The organism is Streptomyces sp. NPDC038213, assembly GCF_055600495.1.
The window spans coordinates 116,579-134,822 of record NZ_JBVJYM010000001.1 but is presented as its reverse complement, the minus strand read 5'-3'; the positions used below and the strand labels follow the sequence as shown (position 1 = coordinate 134,822).

Sequence of the window (18,244 nt, the reverse complement as noted above, 5' to 3'; positions counted from 1 at the left end):
CGGCGGGCCGGGACCGCGGGTCCACCACCTTCGAGTTCCTCGGCATGTTCCCGTACATCCTGCTGATCCTGACGGTGCTCTGGCAGTGCGCGGTGGTGGGCTACACCTTCAGCCTCGCAGGCAACGCCGCCGACCAGGCGGCGCGCGCGGGGGCGGTGGGGGAGGACTGCGGGGCGGCGGCGAGCCGGCACGTGGGCAGCGCGTGGGAGGTGGCCACGAGCTGCGGAGGCGACCCGGTGGTGAGCGCGACGGTCCGGCTGACCGTACCCGTCCTGGCCCCCGGGGTGTTCAACCTCCCGCTGACGATCACCGGGAAGGCCGCCGCCGTCAAGGAGGAGGTGGACTGACGTGGACACCGAGAAGACCCGACGGGGCGGCTGCCGGGCCAGGGGCGCGGGCAGGGACCGGGGCGGGTTCCGCGGACCGTTCCGGGACCGGGACCGGGGCCAGGTCGCCGTCGAGTTCCTCGGCTGGCTGCCGATCCTGCTCCTCATCGCCGTCCTCGGCATCCAGGTGGGCCTGGCCGGGTACGCGATCCAGCAGGCCGGGACCGCCGCCCGGACCGCCGCCCGCATGGACTCCCTGCACGGGGAGGGCGGGGCCGCCGCCGGCACGGCCGCCGTCAGCGGCTGGCTGGACCCGCGGCTCTCGGGCGGACCGGCCGGCGACGAGGTCACGTACACGGCGACGGTGACCGTGCCGAGCATCGTCCCCGGCTTCTCGCTGGGGGCCGTCACCCGCTCGGCCACCATGCCGTACGACGAGGAGGACTGACCCGCATGAGCCTGCGCGCCCGCGTCCACACGCCCGAGGACCCGCACGCCGCCCGCGAGGACGGCCACCTCGTCGCGTCGTACCGCACCAAGCTGCTGGAGGAGATCGACCTCGCCGAGATGTCCTCCCTGGCGCCCGCCGAGCGCCGCGCCCGCCTGGAGCGGGTGCTCGGGCACCTCATCAGCCGCGAGGGGCCGGTCCTCTCCACCGTCGAGCGCTCCCAGCTGATCCGCCGGGTCGTCGACGAGGCCCTCGGCCTCGGCGTGCTCGAACCCCTCCTCGAAGACGCCTCCATCTCCGAGATCATGGTCAACGGGCCCGACCGCATCTACGTGGAGCGGGCCGGCCGCGTCGAGCAGCTGCCGCTGCGCTTCGCCTCCCACGAGCAGCTGATGCAGACCATCGAGCGGATCGTCTCCACCGTCAACCGCCGCGTGGACGAGGCCAATCCGATGGTCGACGCCCGGCTGCCCAGCGGCGAGCGCGTCAACGTCATCATCCCGCCGCTGTCCCTGACCGGCGCCACCCTCACCATCCGCCGCTTCCCCCGGGCCTTCACCCTCCACGAGATGATCGGGCTCGGCTCCCTCGACGAGCAGATGCTCTTCCTGCTCTCCGGGCTCGTGCAGGCCAAGCTGAACGTGATCGTCTCCGGGGCCACCGGCACCGGCAAGACCACCCTCCTCAACGCCCTCTCCGGCCTGATCCCCGCCCACGAGCGGATCATCACCATCGAGGACTCCGCCGAACTCCAGCTCCAGCAGGCCCACGTGATCCGCCTGGAGTCCCGCCCCCCCAACGTGGAGGGCAACGGCCGCATCACCATCCGCGACCTGGTCCGCAACTCCCTGCGGATGCGCCCCGACCGGATCATCGTGGGTGAGGTCCGCGGCGGCGAGACCCTCGACATGCTCCAGGCCATGTCCACCGGCCACGACGGCTCGCTCGCCACCGTCCACGCCAACAGCGCCGAGGACGCCCTGATGCGCCTCCAGACCCTCGCCTCCATGTCGGAGGTCGAGGTCCCCTTCGAGGCCCTCCAGGACCAGATCAACAGCGCCGTGCACGTGGTCGTCCAGCTCACCCGCTTCGCGGACGGCTCCCGCCGGATCACCGAGATCGCCATCCTCGACTCCCACGGCCGCGAACCCTTCCGGATCATCACCGTCTGCCGGTACGCCGCCCAGCCGATGGCCGCCGACGGGCGCGTGTACGGGCAGTTCGAGTACTACCCGCTGCCGCGCCGCGTCGCCGACCGCCTCTACATGCACAACCAGCCCGTGCCGCCGGCCTTCGGCGTGGCCGACTCGGAACTCCAGCTGGCGGTGCGCACGACCCGCTGAGCCGCCGCCCCGCCGATCCCGACCGCGCCTACCGCCCCGATCCGCCGATCCCGACCCCGCCGCCCCCGGAACGTACGTACGGACAGGAAGCCGAAGCCACCGCCATGAACAACCTGGTGCTCCTCACCCTCGGGTCCACCCTCCTCGGGTGCCTCCTCGTGGTCGCGGGCGCGCACGCGTACGCCAAGGGGCGGGCCGAACGCGCGGCCCTGATCGAGCGGCTGTCGGCCACCGGCCAGGCCGAGCCCACGGGGCGGAGGCGCCGGTTCCGCACACTGGACCGCCGGCTGCGCCGCACCGCACTGGGCCGCCGCCTGGAGCTGAAGCTCGCCGCCACCGGCCTCGACGTCACCCCCGGCGAGTACTTCGCCTACATGCTCGCCGGGGTGGCCGGGACCTGGCTGGTGGCGGCCTCCTTCCTCGCGTCCTTCTTCGGGCCGGTGGCCGCACTGATCGGGCTGTGGGCCGCCAACGCCTTCCTGAACTGGCAGCGGGCCAAGCGGACCGAGAAGTTCATCAACCAGCTCCCGGAGCTCTCCCGGATCCTCGCCAACGCCACCCAGGCCGGCCTGGCCCTCCGTACGGCCATCGGCCTGGCCGCCGAGGAGCTGGAGGCGCCCGCGGGCGAGGAGCTGGCCCGGGTCTCCCACAGCCTGGCCGTCGGCCGCTCCGTCGACGACGCCCTCACCGAGCTCACCGAACGGCTCCCCTCCCGCGAGCTGGTCGTCCTCGTCACCACCCTCGTCCTGTCCAACCGGGCCGGCGGCGCCATCGTCGGCTCCCTGCGCAACCTCACCGTCACCCTCGAACAGCGCAAGGAGACGCGGCGCGAGGTGAAGACCCAGCTGTCGCAGGTGACGGTGACGGCGTACGCGATCCCGGTGATCGGGGTCGGCTCCCTGCTGATGGTGGACGCGGTCCTGCCGGGGGCGCTGGACCGCATGACGGGCGCCTTCGTGGGCCAGACGGCGGTCATCGTCGCCATCGGCCTGTACACGCTCGGCTTCGCCCTGGTCCGCCGCCTCTCCAAGATCGACGTCTGAGCCGTCCCGTGTCCGAGCCGTCCCGACCCGCCGGGCCGCAGAAGGGAGCGATCCGCCCGTGAACCCGACCCCGACCCCCGATCCGAACCTGAATCTGCACCTGCACCTGCACCTCAGCCTGGACCTGACCGAGGGCCCGGCCGCCCGACTCGTCGCACCGGGACTCGCCCTGGCCCTGGCCCTGTGCGTCCTCGGCGCCTTCCACGGCATCCGCCTCTACCGGGCCGACACCAAACTCCCCTCCGACCTCGCCCTCGCCCTGGAGGTCGGCGCCACCCGCACCACCGCCGTCGGCTCCCTGGTCGACCGCATGGGCATCCGGTACGCGCCCGCGGTGCTGCGGATGATGGGCCCCAAACGGGTGGCCCGCAAACGCAAGCAGATCGACATGGCGGGCAACCCGCACGGCCTCACCATCGACCGCTACGCCGCCCGCCGCGCCGTGTACGGGGCCCTGGGCACCCTCGGCGCCCTCTCGATGCTGATGCGCGGCCAACTGGTCCTGGCAGCCCTGATGGTCGCGTTCGCGCTGTTCTGGATCGAGGTGGGCCTGTGGTCCGCGGTCCGGGTCCGCCGCGACCACATCGAGCGGACCCTGCCGGACTTCCTCGACGTCCTGGCGGTGGTCGTCAGCGCCGGACTCGGCTTCCGGCAGGCGCTGGAGCGCGTCGCGGAGAAGTACGACGGCCCCTGGGCGGACGAGATCCGCATCACCCTGCGCCAGATGGACATGGGCGTCAGCCGCCGCCAGGCCTTCGACGAACTGCGCCGCCGCAACGACTCCGAGCAGGTCGCCCAGTTCGTCACCGCCCTCCAGCAGGGCGAGGAACTGGGCTCCCCGATCGTGGAGACCCTGATCCAGATCGCCGACGACATGCGCCGCACCGACGCCCAGAACGCCCGCCGCCGCGCCGCCCGCGCCGTCCCCAAGGCCACCTTCGCCGTCACCACCTTCATGCTCCCCGGCACCCTGATCCTCCTGATCTGCGGCTTCGTCTACGGCACGAACGTGGACCTCGACTCCTTCACGGGCGGCTGACCCGGTGACGGGCACGGTCGGGACGGACGCCGGCGGGGCCTCCTCCGGCGAACCCCGGACGGGGCGAAATCCAGCCCCGCCGGCGTTTGAGGCGCGGGGTCCGGGGCGGAGCCCCGGAACGGCCCGCGGCGCAGCCGCTCCGGCCCCGGCCGCGACCCCGCCCACACCGCCCCCGCCCCTGTCGATCCAGGTCAACGCCCTCCAGGCCCTGTGCCGCCAGGCCTTCGGCTTCCGCCTGGCCATGACCGCCCTCGGCACCCCCTTCGCGCTCGGCCGCACGGCCCCCGGCCTCCCCGCCTACCTCGTCGGCGGAGCCGTCCTCGTCACCTTCATGGGCTCGTACGTCCTGTTCCGCGACTGGGACCGCTTCGGCCCGTACCTCCTGCGCCACCCCTGGGTCCTCGCCGTCGACATGCTGTTCGGCACCCTCCTCCTCGTCACGGCCACCCCCCGCTCGCCCCTCGGCTTCGTCACCCTCTGCACCCCGCTCCTCGCGGGCCTCGTCTACGGCTGGCGCGGCTCGGCCGTCTACGCCGCCCTCCAGGCCCTGATCGTCCTGGGCGTGGGCGCCCTCACCGCGCCCCCCGGCCCTCCCACCGCCACGGCCGCCACCGCCGCGGCCCACAACCCCGGCCCGACGCAGGCGGACCTCTTCCTGGCCGCCCTCTGCCTGATAGCGGGCGCCGCGGGGGTCTCCCTGCGCACCCTCATGTTCCGCTTCGGCGCCGCGAGCCACGCCCTCACCGAGACCCGCGCCCGACTGGCCGTCACCGAGGCCGTGGCCGCCGAACGCGCCCGCCTGGCACGGGAGATGCACGACTCCGTGGCCAAGACCCTCCACGGCCTGGCCCTGGCCGCAGAAGGCCTCGCGGCCACCGCCGCAGCAACCCCGCCGGCCCCGGGCCGACCCCCCACCCCCGTGGAGCGCCAGGCCGCCCTGGTGGCCGGTGCGGCCCGCCGCGCGGCGGCGGAGTCCCGCGACCTCCTCGCCGACCTCCGCCGCGAAGCGGACCTCGACGCCGTCGGCGTCCGCATCGACACCGAACTCGCCTCGTGCGCAACGGCCTTCACCGCCCGTACCGGCCTCCCCGCCGAGTTCCGCCCGACCGGCACCCCGCCCCCCGAGATCCCGTACGCCGTGGCCCGCCAGCTGCTGGCCATCACCGCCGAGGCCCTCGAGAACACCCACCGCCACGCCGGGGCCACCCGGGCCACGGTGACGGCCGGCGTGGAGGGCGACCCCGACAACGGCACCCTCCGCATCCGCATCACGGACGACGGCCGCGGCCTCCCCCACCCCGCGCCCGGCCCCGCCACCCTCCGCGCCCTCCGCGACACGGGCCGCTTCGGCCTGATCGGCATGACGGAGCGCGCCGCCGCCACCGGAGCCCGCCTCCGCATCGGAAGACCCACCGCAGCACCCGGAACCGGCCCCGGCACCGAAATCCGCCTGGACCTCCCCGTCACCGCCCTCACACCGCCCCCCGAGGAACCGCGATGACACCCCCACCCCCCGCCGGAGAGGAGCCCCCACCCATGCAGCCCTTGCCGCCCACGCCGTACGAAGCCGAGGCCGCAGCCGCAGCCGCAGCCGCGGCCCGCCCCGCGGAGCAGCCCCCGCACCTGCGGGTGGTCGTGGCCGACGACAACCCGGTCGTCAGGGCCGGGCTCACCGCCCTGCTGGAGCTGCGCCCGGACCTCAGGGTGGTCGGCGAGGCGGCCGACGGCCGCGAAGCCCTCCGCCAGGTCCGCGAACTCCGCCCGGACGTGGTCCTGCTGGACGTCCGCATGCCCGGGGTCGACGGCCTGACCGTCCTCCCGCACCTGGCCCGCCTCACGGCCGTGATGATGCTGACGTACAGCCGCGAGGACGAGACCGTACGGGAGGCGCTGCGGCTCGGCGCCGGGGGGTACCTCGTCCACGGGGAGTTCACGGTGGAGGAGCTGGTCCGCGCCGTACGCGACGTCACCGAGGGGCGCGCCCACCTGTCCACCTCCGCGGCGACCGCCCTCCTGCGCCAGGTGCGGTCCGCCCCGGCGGCCGGCGCCGCCCTCGTCCCACTCCCCGGAATTCCCCGCCAAACCCCTTCGCAGACGCAACCTCCTGTGGCACAGTCTCTCCCAGGGACGGGTAACCACGTGCGCTTCGGGCTGAGTTCGCGGGAGGGGGAGGTCATGGACCTGATCGCATCCGGGATGAGCAACCAGCAGATCGCCGCGGCCTGCTTCATCAGCGAGAAGACCGTGAAGAACCACATCAACCGCATCTTCGCCAAGCTGCACAGCAGCAGCCGGAGCGAGGCGATAGCGCTCTGGCTGGGCACGGCGCCGACGGGCCTGGTGCGCCATGCGTAGGGCGCGGCCGCGCGGCCTTTGGGCCCGCGGATGGGCCCAGGGACCCTCGGGAGAGGTGTGGAACGGGGCATACCGTGCGTCGGTCTACAGCGACACCGGACCTGGAGGGGTATCCCATGCTCAAGGCCACTGTGCGGGTGAACGGCTGGGCAAACACAGCAGTCTCGGCCCTGCGCCGTCGCTACACGAACGGGACGCGCGACCGGGGGCAGACGGCGTTCGAATACCTGGGGATCATTCTGGTGGTCGTGGCGATCATCGGGGCAATCATGGCCACGGGGATCGGCGGGGCAATCAGTGCGCGCATTTCGAGTCTGGTCACGGCCATCACTTCCGGATAATGACTCCAAGGCGCCGGGCTGACAGTGGGCAGGCTTTCCCCATCTATCTCTGGATGGTGGCGAGCCTGCTCTTTGTTGTGCTTGTATTTTTGGCGGCAGGACAGGCAGGGGATCTGCGTAATAGTGCCCAGGGTGCGGCTGACGCTGCGGCGTTGGGTGGGGCTCAGGCTATGAGGGATACTCCCCCGTGGGGCGATGGTGATCCAGGGGATCTGGAATGGGAAGATGTGATCGAATTCTTCCGGGGTGGACTTTTCAGGCCTGACCGCGCATGTGATGGCGCGGGTGAGTTCGCCTCGCGAAACGAAGCGAGTGTGCAGCGGTGTGAAGTCGTAGATTTTGCGGTGCAAGTTGAAGTGCAGAGCAACCGCAGTGCGAAAAACCCCGCTGTTCCGGGCCTCGGTGCCCAACGTGCGAAGGCTAGGGCCCGCGCGGTTATCGAACCCAGAGACTGCAGTGTGGGGCCCAAACCCGAAGTTCCGACGGATCCCCTCGTAATCGACTGCGGTGGAAAAATCGTGGAGGTCAGCCCGCTAGACCCTGATGTGGGTGAGCTATGGAAAGACCTCGTGCGCACCCTCTTCGCCGTGAAATTGGTTGACTGAAGAGCAGAGAAGGAAATCCATCCGATGAGCTTTGGGTCTATGAAGAAAGCGCGGCGGGGAGTTCTCGTCGCAGTAGTGGCCGCAGGTCTTTCTCTCTCCACGGGTTGCGGCACCGATGCGGAAAAACCGGAGGCGAAACCCCCTGCAACCTCTGCGCCGATCAAGACGGAAACCCCCAATGAGCCGAGCGCCCAAGCGGACCCGGATGTGAAGCTTGCCGAGGTTGAAGGGGCGGGGAGTGTTGTTCTAGCCATCAGTGAGGCGGTTCGTGATGGAGGAGGGTTCGTCACCGTCAGTGGAACGGTGACCAATAAGGGTGCTGAAGGTAAGAACACCATGCCGTGGGCTGGGTTGGAGCCTCAGATCGTATTGAAGAACCCGCACTCCGTTGCCGGAGCCACGCTTGTCGACAAAGCAGGGAAGAAGCGGTATTACGTCTTGCGGGATACTGACGGTCGCTGCCTTTGCACCACCGGGCTGGGTGTCATCCCGCCGGGTAAGGCCATCAGCGTGTTCATGCAGTTCCCGGCCCCTCCCGAGGGAACGAACGAAGTCGACTTCACCCTCCCCACCTTCGCCACCGCCACCATCAAGATCTCCGGGTGACGCCATGACCCCGACGCCCCCACACCGGCTGGCCGTCACCACCCTCGCCGCCGTGCTCGTCATCTCCGGTGCCCACATCCTCGGCGCGACGACCGCCCGCGCCGACGAGACCCCCGGCGCCGTACCCCCCGGCACCGAGCCCTCCGCCACCGCCCCCGTGGAGATCGACTCCAACTCGCCGGGCCTGAAACTGCCCCAGGGCGGCACCCTCGCCCCGCCCAAGGTCCTCGACATCGCGCAGGTCGTCGAAGACCTCGGCGGCGAGGAGCGCCGGCAGGACACCAACGAGACCGTGATGCTCGCCCTCCAGGCCGAGGTGCTGTTCCCCAAGAACAGCGCCACCCTCAACGCCCAGGCCAACGCCCGCATCCGCGCCATCGCCGCCGAGATCAACAAGGCCCGCGCGACCCGCGTCCGCGTCTTCGGGTTCACCGACAACCTCGGTACGTACGAGCACGGCAAGAAGCTGTCCAAGGAGCGGGCCGACGCCGTGCAGCGCGAGCTGTCCAAGACCCTCCAGCCCGGGATCGCGTTCGACATCCGCGGCTACAGCGAGGACTACCCGATCGCCGACAACGCGACCGAGGAGGGCCGCAAGAAGAACCGCCGCGTCGAGATCTCCTTCCCGCGCGGGGCGCAGTAGAGCAGCCGCCGGCGGGCCGGCGGGGGTGCGGAGCAGCTCCCGCGCACCGGCGCCGGCCCCCGTCAGAGGAGGTGGTCCGCCTTGCCCGCCTTGATGTCGCGGATGAGCTGGCGGAGGGCCTCGGCGGTGTCGGTGAGGTGCTCCTCCTCGGCACCGGCCACGGCGATGTAGCTGTTTCCGTCCCCGTCGACCCCGATGCGGTAGCAGGCGTTTCCCTCGGCGCAGTACGGATCTTCCCAGTCGATGTCCGGCATGGCTGTCTCCTCAGAGTTCGCGGGCGAGTCGGCGGATGAAGTCCCGGGAGGCCTCGGGCGTGAGCGCGAGTTCCCGCAGGTGCGCCAGATGCGCCCGGTACTTGGCGAGCTGGGCCTCCCCGTGCACGTACTCGGGGCCGTGCGTGCTGTCGACCTGGACCGTGTCCAGCTGCGGGACGGGTCCGTCCGCGTAGAAGAGGGTCTGGCCCGAGCCCGGGAAGGCGCCCGCGCTGAAGGGCAGCACCAGGAGGGTGATGTGGTCCCGTTCGGACTGGGCGAGGAGGTGTTCGAGCTGTGCCCGGGCGACCTTCGCGCCACCGAACTGCATGCGCAGGGCCGCCTCGTGGACGACGCTCGTGAACCGCGGCGGACTGGCCGTGTCGAGAAGCCGCTGCCGTTCGGCGCGGAAGGCGAGGCGCAGCGCGACCTCGTGCTCGGGCAGGGGCGGGACGGCCACGCGGAAGATGGCAAGCATGTAGTCCGAGGTCTGGAGCAGGCCGGGGACGTGCACCGTCAGGGAGGTCCGCAGGTGCGGGGAGTGCGCCTCCAGTTCCGCCACGTCGAGCAGTCCGGCCGGAAGCGAGCCGCGGTAGCGGTCCCACCACTGCTTGCCGGGCGGCTGGGACATCGCGACCAGCGCTTCGAGGTAGCGGTCGTCCATCACTGCGCAGTTGCACGCGAGGGTGCGCAACCGCTCCTCCGTGATCGCCCGGGAACCCTGCTCGATGGCCGACAGCTGAGACCGGCTCACGCCCAGCAGGCCTGCCGCAACCTCGGCTGAGACGTCCGCGGAGATGCGCATCCGGCGGACCTCCGCCCCGAGCCGCCGCTGCCGTTCGGTCGGCGATGACCTGGCCCCCATGGGACTCCCTCCTTTGTCCGTGCCTCCGAAGTCTGCCTTGTCCTGACGGCCGGTGAGCAGGCCGCGTACATCCACCCGAGCTGGTGGACAATTGCGCACCGCGAGCCCTACGGTTAGTGACGCACCGCATGCGCAACGGAGTTGAAGTGCATTGCCGCAGCATGCCCGGGGCTGCCCCCCGGCCCGGCGACGGGCCACGACCCCCGTCCGCGTAAGCCATCCGTGCGCGTCGAACTCAGCGCAGTGTCAGTCCACTTGGCCACGTACGAGGAGTCCGCCATGCTCAGCACCAGTCCGGTCCCGCTCACCCCGCCGAATCCGTACACCCACTGCGCCCCCGCGCCGCCGGAGCGGGGGTTCGAGCCGCCGCCGCGGGATGCGCTCTCGTGCAGCCTGACGCTGCCGGGGGTGCCGTCCAGCGGGCTGGTGGCGCGCCGGGCGGTGGAGGCCGTTCTGCGGGTGCACCGGCTGGAGGGGCTGGCGGACGCGGCGCTGCTGGTCACCGGTGAACTCGTCGCGGCCGCCTGGAAGATGAGTCCTGGGGAGGAGCTGTACCTCTCCGTGCGCTACCGCGGCGAGGCCCTGCGGCTGACCGCGTACGACGCGCACCGGGTGCACGGGAACCCCCGGCTGGCCGCGGCCTGCGACCTGCGGCGGCGGGCCGCGCTGAGGTTCCTCGGGTGCGTGGTGCGGGAGTGCCGGGGGAAGTGGGGGTACGGGGAGGCGTCCGGTCCGGCGGCGGGGACCCGTACGTGGGTGGATCTTCCGCGTACCGGTGCCGTCCTCTACGACTTCAGGGCGTAAGGGCGACGGTCGAGACGGGGGTCGGCGCGACGGGCGCACTGGAGGGGGCGGGCGGGCCTCGCCCCACCCGCCGGCGGCTCAGCCCCCCAGGTGCACCCGCGAGATCTCCCACCAGACCCGCTCCGGGCAACTCCCCTGCGGCCGCGCCTTCATGAACATCCCGTACGGCACCGCGCGCGGCGCCCGGCGCAGTTCCACCCAGTGCCGCCGGCCGGAGTGGAAGTCCCAGCCGTCGTTCGGCATCCGCAGGTACTCGGGCTTGCCGTCCTTGTCCTTCGAGGTGATCTGCAGGACGTCCGCGTGCCCGGGGTGCGTCTGGACGACCACGCAGTAGTGCTTGCTGCCCTCCGAAGGGTTCTCCCGGAACGGCACGTGCGCCAGCCAGACCTCCCCCGGCTGCGGATGGAGGGTGCGCGGCCGGTCGTACGGGCCGCCGTCCACCGGCCAGGACGGGGCCGGCAGCGGGAACCGGCGGCGGACGGCGCCGAAGACCACCGCGGCGGCGATCCCGGCCGCGCAGATCTCGAACAGCGCGGTGACGAGGTTCGAGAGGAACTCCCGCCCCTCGGCGTCGACGTCCTTCCCCAGCCCCTCCGCGATGCTCTCCTCGACCAGCCCCCCGAGCACGTGCCCGCCGAGCACCGCGAGGGCCGCCGTCCCGAGGAACAGCCCGGTGTGCAGGAGCAGCCGCCCCGGCTTCGGGGTGCCGCGCCCGGCCGCCATCCAGGCGAGCAGGACGGCGGTGAGCACCGAGACGACCCACAGCGCGGGGCTCGGGTGCAGCACGGGCCGCTCGCCGTCCGCCGGGAGCTCGGCCAGCAGCGGGATGCAGGCGGGCAGGCACAGCATGTACCCGGCGAACAGGAACCCGAGCAGGGAGGCGCACCCGCCGCCCCCGCCCCCACCGCCGCGACGCGAACTCCCGGCCACCGCCACCCCCGGCTCCTCCGCCGCCCGTGCCCCCTCGGCCGCAGGTCCGGACTGACGATAGCGGCGGCCCGGCCGCCGCGCCCCGCGAACGCCCCCGCCGCTCAACGGCCTTGCCGGGAAGGGGCGGTGCGGTGGAGCGGTGTGCGGCTACGGCTCAGGGACGCCGGTACGGAAGCAGGGCCCCCGCCACCCCGAGTCCGCACCCGGGTCCGCCCCGGACCCGCTCAAGCCGCCCCGGTGGTCACCGGGCGCCAGGAGGATCCGGTGACCTGCTCGAAGGCGGGGCGGACGTTCGCGGTGTCGTAGACCAGGCGCAGGGAGGAGATCCTGCCGTCCGGGGCGAGTTCGGCCACGTCCACGCAGTCGAAGGGGATGTTCTGGCCCGAGGCCAGGATCCAGCCGAAGCGGAAGAGGAACGACAGCATCGGCTTGCCGTCCGTGGTCTGCCCCTCCATCACCCCCAGCAGGACCAGCTCGGACTTGCGGGTGTCGGCGAACAGGGCCGGGTAGAACAGCTCGGCGGGTGTCGGCCCGTAGAGCGGCGAATGCACCACCGCGCCCGGGGCGAACAGCTTCAGGACGGCCTCCTCGTCCCCGGCCGCCAGGCCGTCGAGGTAGGCCCGGACGAGCTCGGGTCCAGTCATCATGCCGCCACGCTAGCGAGCCCGGACCCGTACGCCCCCCCAACTCGCCACGTGAGCAAGCGGCTTGACCAAGTCCGCCCCGGACTCGACCCCTCTCAGGCTGGTCCGGTCCCTCCCCCCGGTACCTCCCTCCGGAGCCCCCGGGCTCTCCCGCCCCGACCCCCGGGCCCTCCCTCCCCGCCCCCTCCCTCAGATCCTCCTCAGAAGATCGCCCGCACCCTCCCGCCCGGCGCCGATCGCCCCTAGCTTTCCCCCATGGCCCCGTTCTTCGTCCTCCGCGTCGCCGTCCCCCTCCTCGCGGCCGTACTCACCGGCTGCGCGGCCCCGGAGCCGGCGCCCGCCGGGTCCGCCGCAGGTACCGCCGGGGCCTCCGGCACCCCGCGCGCGAAGTCCGGGGCGGGCGGCTCCGCGGCCCTCGACTCGGCCGCGAAGGAGCAGGTGGAGCGGCTGATCGGAGTGGACCGGATGGCGGCCGTGCGCGGCGAGGGCGACCCGCACGTCATGGCGGGGGTGGCCGACCTGTCCCAGCGCAGCACCACGGTCAAGGAGTCCTGGCTCCCCGGCCCCTACCAGGTCACCGTGGCCTGCCTCGGCGGCGGCCGGGTCCGCATCCGCATCGAGGCCGTCCCGGACGCCGAGTGGACGGCGGAGTGCCGCGGCCGGATCTCGCGCCGCGTGGTCACCGGCATCCCGGAGGTCCTCGACCTCAGCCTGACCGGCGAGGCGGGCGCCTCCGGCCCGGTCGCCTACCGCATCGACCACGCCTGACCCGGGGCCCGAGCGCGCCGCCTCCCCGGTGTGACGGGTCCAACGTCCCTATGGCCCGCGTTAAGTCCGAATTGGGGGAAACCTTCCTGCTGCGCATAACGTCCTCTTCTCCGGGAGTTGTCAGAGCGTCAGCGGGGAGTGGGACCTCATGGGACTGAAGCAGTACAGCGCGCACCTGACCGTCCTCGCCTCGGCGCTGGCGCTGACCGGTGCGGTATGGGGAGCGGCGGAGCTGACGGGGAACGGCGTCGTGCACGGGCCCGTGGTGCGGGAGCGGCAGGCGGCCCCGCCCGCCGCCGCGCCCCGCGGGAAGCCGGCGAAGGTCCCCGAGGGGATCGCGCACGCCTCCGAGACCGCCGGGAAGGCCGTCAACCTCACCATCGACGACGGCCCCGACCCCCGCTGGACCCCCCGGGTCCTCGACCTCCTCGAGGAGAACGGGGTCAAGGCCGTCTTCTGCATGGTCGGACCCCAGGCGCGGGCCCACCCCGAGCTCGTCAAGCGGGTCGTCGCCGAGGGCCACCGGCTCTGCGACCACACCGTGTCCCACGACACCGGCATGGACAAGAAGCCCGTCGCCTACCAGCAGCAGCAGATCCTCGCCGCGAAGAAGATGATCGAGGACGCCGCCGGGGGCGGGGCGAAGGTCGAGTACTACCGGGCGCCCGGCGGGGCCTTCACCCCCGACAGCCGGCGGATCGCCGCCGCGGCGGGGATGCGGCCCCTCGGCTGGAACGTCGACACCAAGGACTTCGAGAAGCCGGGCGCGGACGCGATCGTCAACACCGTCCGCAACGAGATCGGCAACGGCCCGACCATCCTCTTCCACGACGGCGGCGGCGACCGCAGCCAGACCGTCGCGGCGCTGGAGCGGGTCGTCCCCTGGCTCAAGGAGCAGGGCTACGCGACCGGCTTCCCGGTCCGCACCACCCCCTGAGCCGGGGGCTCCGGAGGTACGGGGAGGCGCGGCGGTACGGGCGGAGGGGGCGACGGGACACGCGGCGGCGGGCGAACGGGTGAGGGTCGTACGGTGCACCGCCCCCGGGGTGTTCCCTGATCCCGGCAGCAGTCCTCCCTCCCCGCCCCCCCCGGAGCCCCCGTGAGCATCGCGCCCGAGAACCTGTCCGACCCGGCCGTCGCCGCCTTCGTCACCGCCGTCAACGCCCACGACAAGGAGGCCTTCTTCGCCCTCCTCACCCCGGGCGCCACCATGTCCGACGACGGCTCGGACCGGGACGTGAAGGACTGGACGGACCGCGAGGTGTTCTCCTCCGCGGGCCACATGGACGTCGAGAGCGAGGCGGACGGCGGCCGCTCCCTGGTCGTCGACTACCGCAACGACACCTGGGGCGCCATGCGCACCCGCTGGTCCTTCACCGTGGACGGCGACGGCAGGATCAGCCGCTTCGAGACCGGCCAGGCCTGACGCCGCACCCCGCGGCCGGGCCTCCCGTACGGGTGAATGCGCGCGCGGCGTCGTTGCACGGCGCCGCGCGGAGCCGTTGAGCCAGGGCATGAACCGCATCCGCAGCGCCGCGCTCGTCACCGCGGCAGCCCTGTCGGCCCTCGTCCCCGCCGCCCTCTCGCAGGCGGCCGGCGGCCCCTCCGGGCCCGGGACCTCGTACCTCCAGGACCCGTCCGGGGGCGGGCAGGCCATGAAGTCCGCGTGGACCGAGGGGGACCGGCACAAGCTCAGCGGGCAGTTCCGCTTCCACCCGGGCATGGACTACAAGCTCAAGGACAAGCCGGGCCCGTCCGCGGCCCCCGAGTGGGCGGGCAAGACCCCGGACCTGGACACCCTGGTCTACCGGCCCAAGTTCGTCTTCTCGTACGAGGTCGCCACCTCGGCCATCCTCAAGAAGGGGATCACCGAGAAGAAGGGCAGGCACCCGGTCACCCTCCACGCGGTGCTGCGCGACCCGAAGGGCGCGGAGGTCGCCCGCTTCCACGAGCCGAAGCCGGACCGGGCCGCGACCGGCGAGAAGACCGTCCCGCTCGGCCGCACGGTCGGCTGCGACACCGGCACGTACACCGTGCGGTGGCAGATCGCCCGCACGGGCGGAGCGGGCGACGCCGCCTCGGTCGGCGGCGAGCTCCGCTGGAACTCCTCCTGCACGTCCTTCCGCGACGCCCTCAGCCACTGACCGGGCCCCCCGGCGGCCCTCCCGGGCGCGTCGCATAAGGTGCCCGCACGCCTGTTCCACCGCTCCGCGTGCAGGTATCCCGCAGCGCACCGCGCTGCACCGCCGCGCCCGGGGGACCGCCGTGAAGATCAGACCGACCGAGGAGGACCTGCGCTCGCCGTGGGTCGCCACCGCCGCCGCCCTGCTGGGGCTGGCCGCGGCCCTCTTCACGAGCGCGTGCCTCCTGGTGGCCGGTCTGCTCCTGTACCTGCTGGAACCGCAGACCCTCCGGAGCGCAACAGGGTGGATGGCGCAGCTGCTCCCGGCTGAAGCCGAGAACTACTACGTCGCGGCGCACTCCGCGAGCTTCTGGCTGCTGTTGGTCTGGTTCATGAGGGTACGCATCAACGCCGAGGCGCTCCGGCCGCGCTTCTTCTGGTGCAGCCTGAGCTGGGGCATCGTCTTCTGGCTCGTCCCCCTGCTCAACCTGTGGCTGGCGTTCCAGGTGACCCGGGAGGTCTGGCGGGCCTCCGCACCGTTCAAGTCCACGCGGCCGGTGACGGTCTGGTGGGTGTGTGCAGGAGCGCGCTCGCTCGTGCACGACGTTCTCTTCCTCGCGGACGGCAGCGCCGCGGAGCTGGAAGCGGGGATCGGCGGTCAGTCAGGGGCCCTGGTCCTCGTCGGGATCGGAGCCATGGACCTCCTCGCGCTCGCCACCACCGCCGTGGTCGTCTGGAAGCTCAGTGCAATGCAGAGCCTGGTCATCGCCGCGCGCAGCGCCCGGCGGGCCGTCGCAGCCGGCTGAGGGGGCGGGGGGCCGCCCCGGGCACCTTGTGGGTGCGGGTCGGGCGGGCCCTTGCCGGGTGGTCGGGTCGATGCCCCGGCAGGAGGGGAGGCGGGGCGGGTCAGCTGGTGCGGGTGATCTCGCGGGAGCGCTCGGCGATGTCCTCCAGGACGGCCCGCGGGTCCGCCCCCGGCTCCACGGCCTTGCCGATGTTCCGCTTGATGGTGTCGCTGACCTGGAGCCAGGACGGCTTGTTCACCGGGTAGAGCTGGGCCCCGTACAGGGCCGTCAGGAACTGCTGGTCGCTCGCGTCCAGACCGCCGCCGCCCGTGCGCGAGCGCGCGGCGCTGACGGTGGACGGCAGCATGTGGTACCGCTCGGCGAACTCCTTCAGCGGCTTGTCGCCGTAGACGAACTCCAGGAACTTGCCGACCTGTTCGCGCTTGCCGTTCTGCTTGAACGCCATCATCCAGTCGGCCACGCCCATCGTCGGCGGGGTCTCGCCGTCCGCGAGCCAGTCCGCCACCGGCATCGCCACCGTGCCGACCCGGATGCCCTTCGCCCTGGCCGCGTGGGCCAGCGACGGGTAGCCGTTCAGCATCCCGACCTCGCCGCGCAGGAAGGCGTCGAAGGCGTCCTGCCGGTTCAGCTTCCCCGGCGGGACCGGGCCGGTCAGGCCGGCGCCGACCAGCTTGTCCTTCAGCCAGGTGAAGGTCTGGGCGTTCTGCTCCGAGGCGATGCTGTACCCGCCCGTGCCGTCGGCGTAGCCGCCGCCGTTGCTGAGCCCCCAGATCATGGCCTCGGCGTGGGCCTCCTCGGGCCCCAGCGGCAGGGCGTACGGGGTCCGCACCCCGTCCTCCTTGAGGGCCTCGGCCGCGCGGCGCAGGTCGGACCAGGTCTCCGGCGCCCCGACCCCGGCCTCCTCGAACAGCTCCTCGTTGTAGAAGAGCAGCCGGGTGCTGGCCACGAACGGCAGCCCGTACAGCTTGTTGCCGAGCGATCCGGCATCGGCGAGCGGCGGCAGGAAGTTCGCCTCGGCCGCCACCGACAGCAGGTCCCCGGCCTCGTAGAGGCGGCCCTCGGCGGCGAAGTCGGAGTACGCGCCCATCAGCGCCACGTCGGGGGCCTCGCCGGCCTTCACCATCCGCGTGACCTCGCGGTCCACGTCCTCCCAGGGGTAGAGCTGCACCTCCACCCTCAGGCCGGGGTGGGCCTTGGAGAACTCCGCGGAGACCTCGTCCCAGTACTTCGCGGAGCTGGTGGCCGGACCGGTGCCGTACTCGGCGGCCACGAGCCGGAGCGTGGAGCCGTCGTCCGCGCCGGGGGAGCCGCCGCAGCCGGACAGGGTGCCGAGAAGGGCGAGCGCCGCCGCCGAGGCGGTGGCGCCGGAGTGTCTTCGTCGCACGTGCGTTCCTCTTGATCTTGTTTCGGACACTGCGTCCGGAATTCTCGCTCCTTTTCCGCCGGATGGGCCCGGGTGAACCCCAGTTATGGCCCTTGCTCCAACTGCGGCTTTTCCGACTGGTGTTTTCCGATATGGGTACGGCAATTCGGACGCGCGTAGACAGGGCTACCGCGACAGGTGAGGGGGTACGGGGGTGCGGGCGGGCGTCTCAGCCCGTGAACTCGCCCGCGTACGGGTCCGGCTCGCCCGTCTCCGGGTTGTGCCCGGTCTGCCAGCGCCGCTGGGCCTCGCGCCAGTGCACGAAGTTCAGCGGGCCGCCGTCCCAGAAGGTGATGCTGACCGGGTTCACGTCGAATTCGTCGGAGAAGAGCCGGTGCAGGAACTCCGCCATGCCGTACGGGTACACGGTGAACGGATCCGCCGTGTGCCGCCCGCAGACCAGCACCGGCCACCGGTCCGGATCCGGGTCCCCGGTGTGCCAGCACAGTATGTCGGCGCCCGCGGTGACCCCCCAGGCGAGGATGTGCTGCGGATCGGTGGCGAACACCGCCGGGCCGCCCCCGGCCGCCCAGGTGTGCCGGGCGTTGTCCGTCTCCTCGACCATGTCGGCCGGGTCCCACTGCGGTCCGGGCGTCGGCAGCGGTACGAGGATGCTCGCCTCGGCGTTGATCCGGCCGGCCCCGTACCGGGCCATGAACGCGACGAAGTCCGCGGGGAAGCGCGTACCCCAGGCGGCCTCGGCGGCGGCCCAGTCGACCTGCTCGTCGGCCCCGTGGCGTGCGGGCATGATCTCTTCCAGCGCCGCGATCCGCGCGTTCTCCGCCATGCCCGCTCCCCTGACGCCCGTGCCCAACCGCCCCAACTTACCGTGGCCGGACCGGCCCGCCCAGACGCCTTCCGGCCCGCGGACGGGGGCGCCCG

23 protein-coding genes are annotated in these 18,244 nt (G+C 72.4%); 17 read left to right on the top strand and 6 right to left on the bottom strand.

The annotated features are described in order from the left end of the window. Positions 1 to 44 precede the first annotated feature (44 nt). From ACZ7JZ_RS00620 to ACZ7JZ_RS00570, 11 genes are all read left to right on the top strand, one after another. Positions 45 to 347, top strand: coding sequence for a pilus assembly protein (locus ACZ7JZ_RS00620; RefSeq protein ID WP_470931677.1), 303 nt, complete (start codon positions 45 to 47; stop codon positions 345 to 347). 1 nt (position 348) lies between these two features. Continuing rightward, positions 349 to 774: a TadE family protein gene (locus tag ACZ7JZ_RS00615; RefSeq protein ID WP_470931675.1), complete on the top strand. Its 426-nt coding sequence runs from the start codon at positions 349 to 351 to the stop codon at positions 772 to 774. A 5-nt stretch (positions 775 to 779) separates the two neighbouring features. Beyond that, positions 780 to 2,117 (top strand): CpaF family protein, encoded by a 1,338-nt coding sequence (locus ACZ7JZ_RS00610; RefSeq protein ID WP_470931673.1) that lies wholly within the window; start codon positions 780 to 782, stop codon positions 2,115 to 2,117. A gap of 104 nt (positions 2,118 to 2,221) precedes the next feature. Next, complete coding sequence (locus ACZ7JZ_RS00605; RefSeq protein WP_470931671.1) at positions 2,222 to 3,160, top strand: type II secretion system F family protein; 939 nt, start codon at positions 2,222 to 2,224, stop codon at positions 3,158 to 3,160. A gap of 124 nt (positions 3,161 to 3,284) precedes the next feature. Next, on the top strand, positions 3,285 to 4,199 hold the full coding sequence (locus tag ACZ7JZ_RS00600) for a DUF5936 domain-containing protein (protein WP_470932417.1): 915 nt from the start codon (positions 3,285 to 3,287) through the stop codon (positions 4,197 to 4,199). Between the two features lie 4 nt (positions 4,200 to 4,203). After that, on the top strand, positions 4,204 to 5,700 hold the full coding sequence (locus tag ACZ7JZ_RS00595) for a sensor histidine kinase (protein ID WP_470931669.1): 1,497 nt from the start codon (positions 4,204 to 4,206) through the stop codon (positions 5,698 to 5,700). Positions 5,701 to 5,735: 35 nt separating this feature from the next. Then, entirely contained in the window at positions 5,736 to 6,554 is an 819-nt protein-coding gene (locus ACZ7JZ_RS00590) for a response regulator (protein WP_470931667.1), read from the top strand. A 116-nt stretch (positions 6,555 to 6,670) separates the two neighbouring features. Next, complete coding sequence (locus ACZ7JZ_RS00585; RefSeq protein WP_470931665.1) at positions 6,671 to 6,895, top strand: hypothetical protein; 225 nt, start codon at positions 6,671 to 6,673, stop codon at positions 6,893 to 6,895. Continuing rightward, entirely contained in the window at positions 6,895 to 7,500 is a 606-nt protein-coding gene (locus ACZ7JZ_RS00580; protein WP_470931663.1) for a pilus assembly protein TadG-related protein, read from the top strand. Before ACZ7JZ_RS00585 ends, ACZ7JZ_RS00580 begins: the two co-directional genes overlap by 1 nt. 24 nt (positions 7,501 to 7,524) lie before the next feature. After that, positions 7,525 to 8,106 (top strand): hypothetical protein, encoded by a 582-nt coding sequence (locus ACZ7JZ_RS00575; RefSeq protein WP_470931661.1) that lies wholly within the window; start codon positions 7,525 to 7,527, stop codon positions 8,104 to 8,106. A gap of 4 nt (positions 8,107 to 8,110) precedes the next feature. Then, the gene (locus ACZ7JZ_RS00570; protein WP_470931659.1) at positions 8,111 to 8,749 is read left to right on the top strand and encodes an OmpA family protein; all 639 of its coding nucleotides are present in this window, start codon (positions 8,111 to 8,113) and stop codon (positions 8,747 to 8,749) included. A gap of 62 nt (positions 8,750 to 8,811) precedes the next feature. Here the strand turns inward: ACZ7JZ_RS00570 and ACZ7JZ_RS00565 are convergent, their stop codons facing one another. Next, on the bottom strand, positions 8,812 to 9,003 hold the full coding sequence (locus tag ACZ7JZ_RS00565; protein WP_470931657.1) for a hypothetical protein: 192 nt from the start codon (positions 9,001 to 9,003) through the stop codon (positions 8,812 to 8,814). Positions 9,004 to 9,013: 10 nt separating this feature from the next. Then, positions 9,014 to 9,865 (bottom strand): helix-turn-helix domain-containing protein, encoded by an 852-nt coding sequence (locus tag ACZ7JZ_RS00560; protein WP_470931655.1) that lies wholly within the window; start codon positions 9,863 to 9,865, stop codon positions 9,014 to 9,016. 279 nt (positions 9,866 to 10,144) lie between these two features. Between ACZ7JZ_RS00560 and ACZ7JZ_RS00555 the strand changes: the two genes are divergently transcribed. Then, entirely contained in the window at positions 10,145 to 10,669 is a 525-nt protein-coding gene (locus tag ACZ7JZ_RS00555) for an ATP-binding protein (protein WP_470931653.1), read from the top strand. A 78-nt stretch (positions 10,670 to 10,747) separates the two neighbouring features. Here the strand turns inward: ACZ7JZ_RS00555 and ACZ7JZ_RS00550 are convergent, their stop codons facing one another. Then, positions 10,748 to 11,605: a hypothetical protein gene (locus ACZ7JZ_RS00550; RefSeq protein ID WP_470931651.1), complete on the bottom strand. Its 858-nt coding sequence runs from the start codon at positions 11,603 to 11,605 to the stop codon at positions 10,748 to 10,750. A gap of 218 nt (positions 11,606 to 11,823) precedes the next feature. Then, entirely contained in the window at positions 11,824 to 12,246 is a 423-nt protein-coding gene (locus tag ACZ7JZ_RS00545) for a nuclear transport factor 2 family protein (protein ID WP_470931649.1), read from the bottom strand. Positions 12,247 to 12,498: 252 nt separating this feature from the next. On the opposite strand from ACZ7JZ_RS00545, the gene ACZ7JZ_RS00540 reads away from it, so the two are divergent. From ACZ7JZ_RS00540 to ACZ7JZ_RS00520, 5 genes are all read left to right on the top strand, one after another. Further along, complete coding sequence (locus tag ACZ7JZ_RS00540; protein ID WP_470931647.1) at positions 12,499 to 13,011, top strand: hypothetical protein; 513 nt, start codon at positions 12,499 to 12,501, stop codon at positions 13,009 to 13,011. Between the two features lie 148 nt (positions 13,012 to 13,159). Continuing rightward, positions 13,160 to 13,948, top strand: coding sequence for a polysaccharide deacetylase family protein (locus tag ACZ7JZ_RS00535; RefSeq protein WP_470931645.1), 789 nt, complete (start codon positions 13,160 to 13,162; stop codon positions 13,946 to 13,948). A 162-nt stretch (positions 13,949 to 14,110) separates the two neighbouring features. Then, a complete protein-coding gene (locus ACZ7JZ_RS00530) occupies positions 14,111 to 14,437 on the top strand; it encodes a nuclear transport factor 2 family protein (protein WP_470931643.1) in 327 nt (108 codons plus the stop codon). An 88-nt stretch (positions 14,438 to 14,525) separates the two neighbouring features. Next, complete coding sequence (locus ACZ7JZ_RS00525) at positions 14,526 to 15,155, top strand: hypothetical protein (RefSeq protein WP_470931641.1); 630 nt, start codon at positions 14,526 to 14,528, stop codon at positions 15,153 to 15,155. A 121-nt stretch (positions 15,156 to 15,276) separates the two neighbouring features. Continuing rightward, positions 15,277 to 15,939 (top strand): DUF4328 domain-containing protein, encoded by a 663-nt coding sequence (locus ACZ7JZ_RS00520; RefSeq protein ID WP_470931639.1) that lies wholly within the window; start codon positions 15,277 to 15,279, stop codon positions 15,937 to 15,939. A 100-nt stretch (positions 15,940 to 16,039) separates the two neighbouring features. Here the strand turns inward: ACZ7JZ_RS00520 and ACZ7JZ_RS00515 are convergent, their stop codons facing one another. Both ACZ7JZ_RS00515 and ACZ7JZ_RS00510 read right to left on the bottom strand, forming a co-directional pair. Then, positions 16,040 to 17,323: an extracellular solute-binding protein gene (locus tag ACZ7JZ_RS00515; RefSeq protein ID WP_470931637.1), complete on the bottom strand. Its 1,284-nt coding sequence runs from the start codon at positions 17,321 to 17,323 to the stop codon at positions 16,040 to 16,042. Between the two features lie 208 nt (positions 17,324 to 17,531). After that, entirely contained in the window at positions 17,532 to 18,149 is a 618-nt protein-coding gene (locus tag ACZ7JZ_RS00510; RefSeq protein ID WP_470931635.1) for an SMI1/KNR4 family protein, read from the bottom strand. Positions 18,150 to 18,244 lie beyond the last annotated feature (95 nt).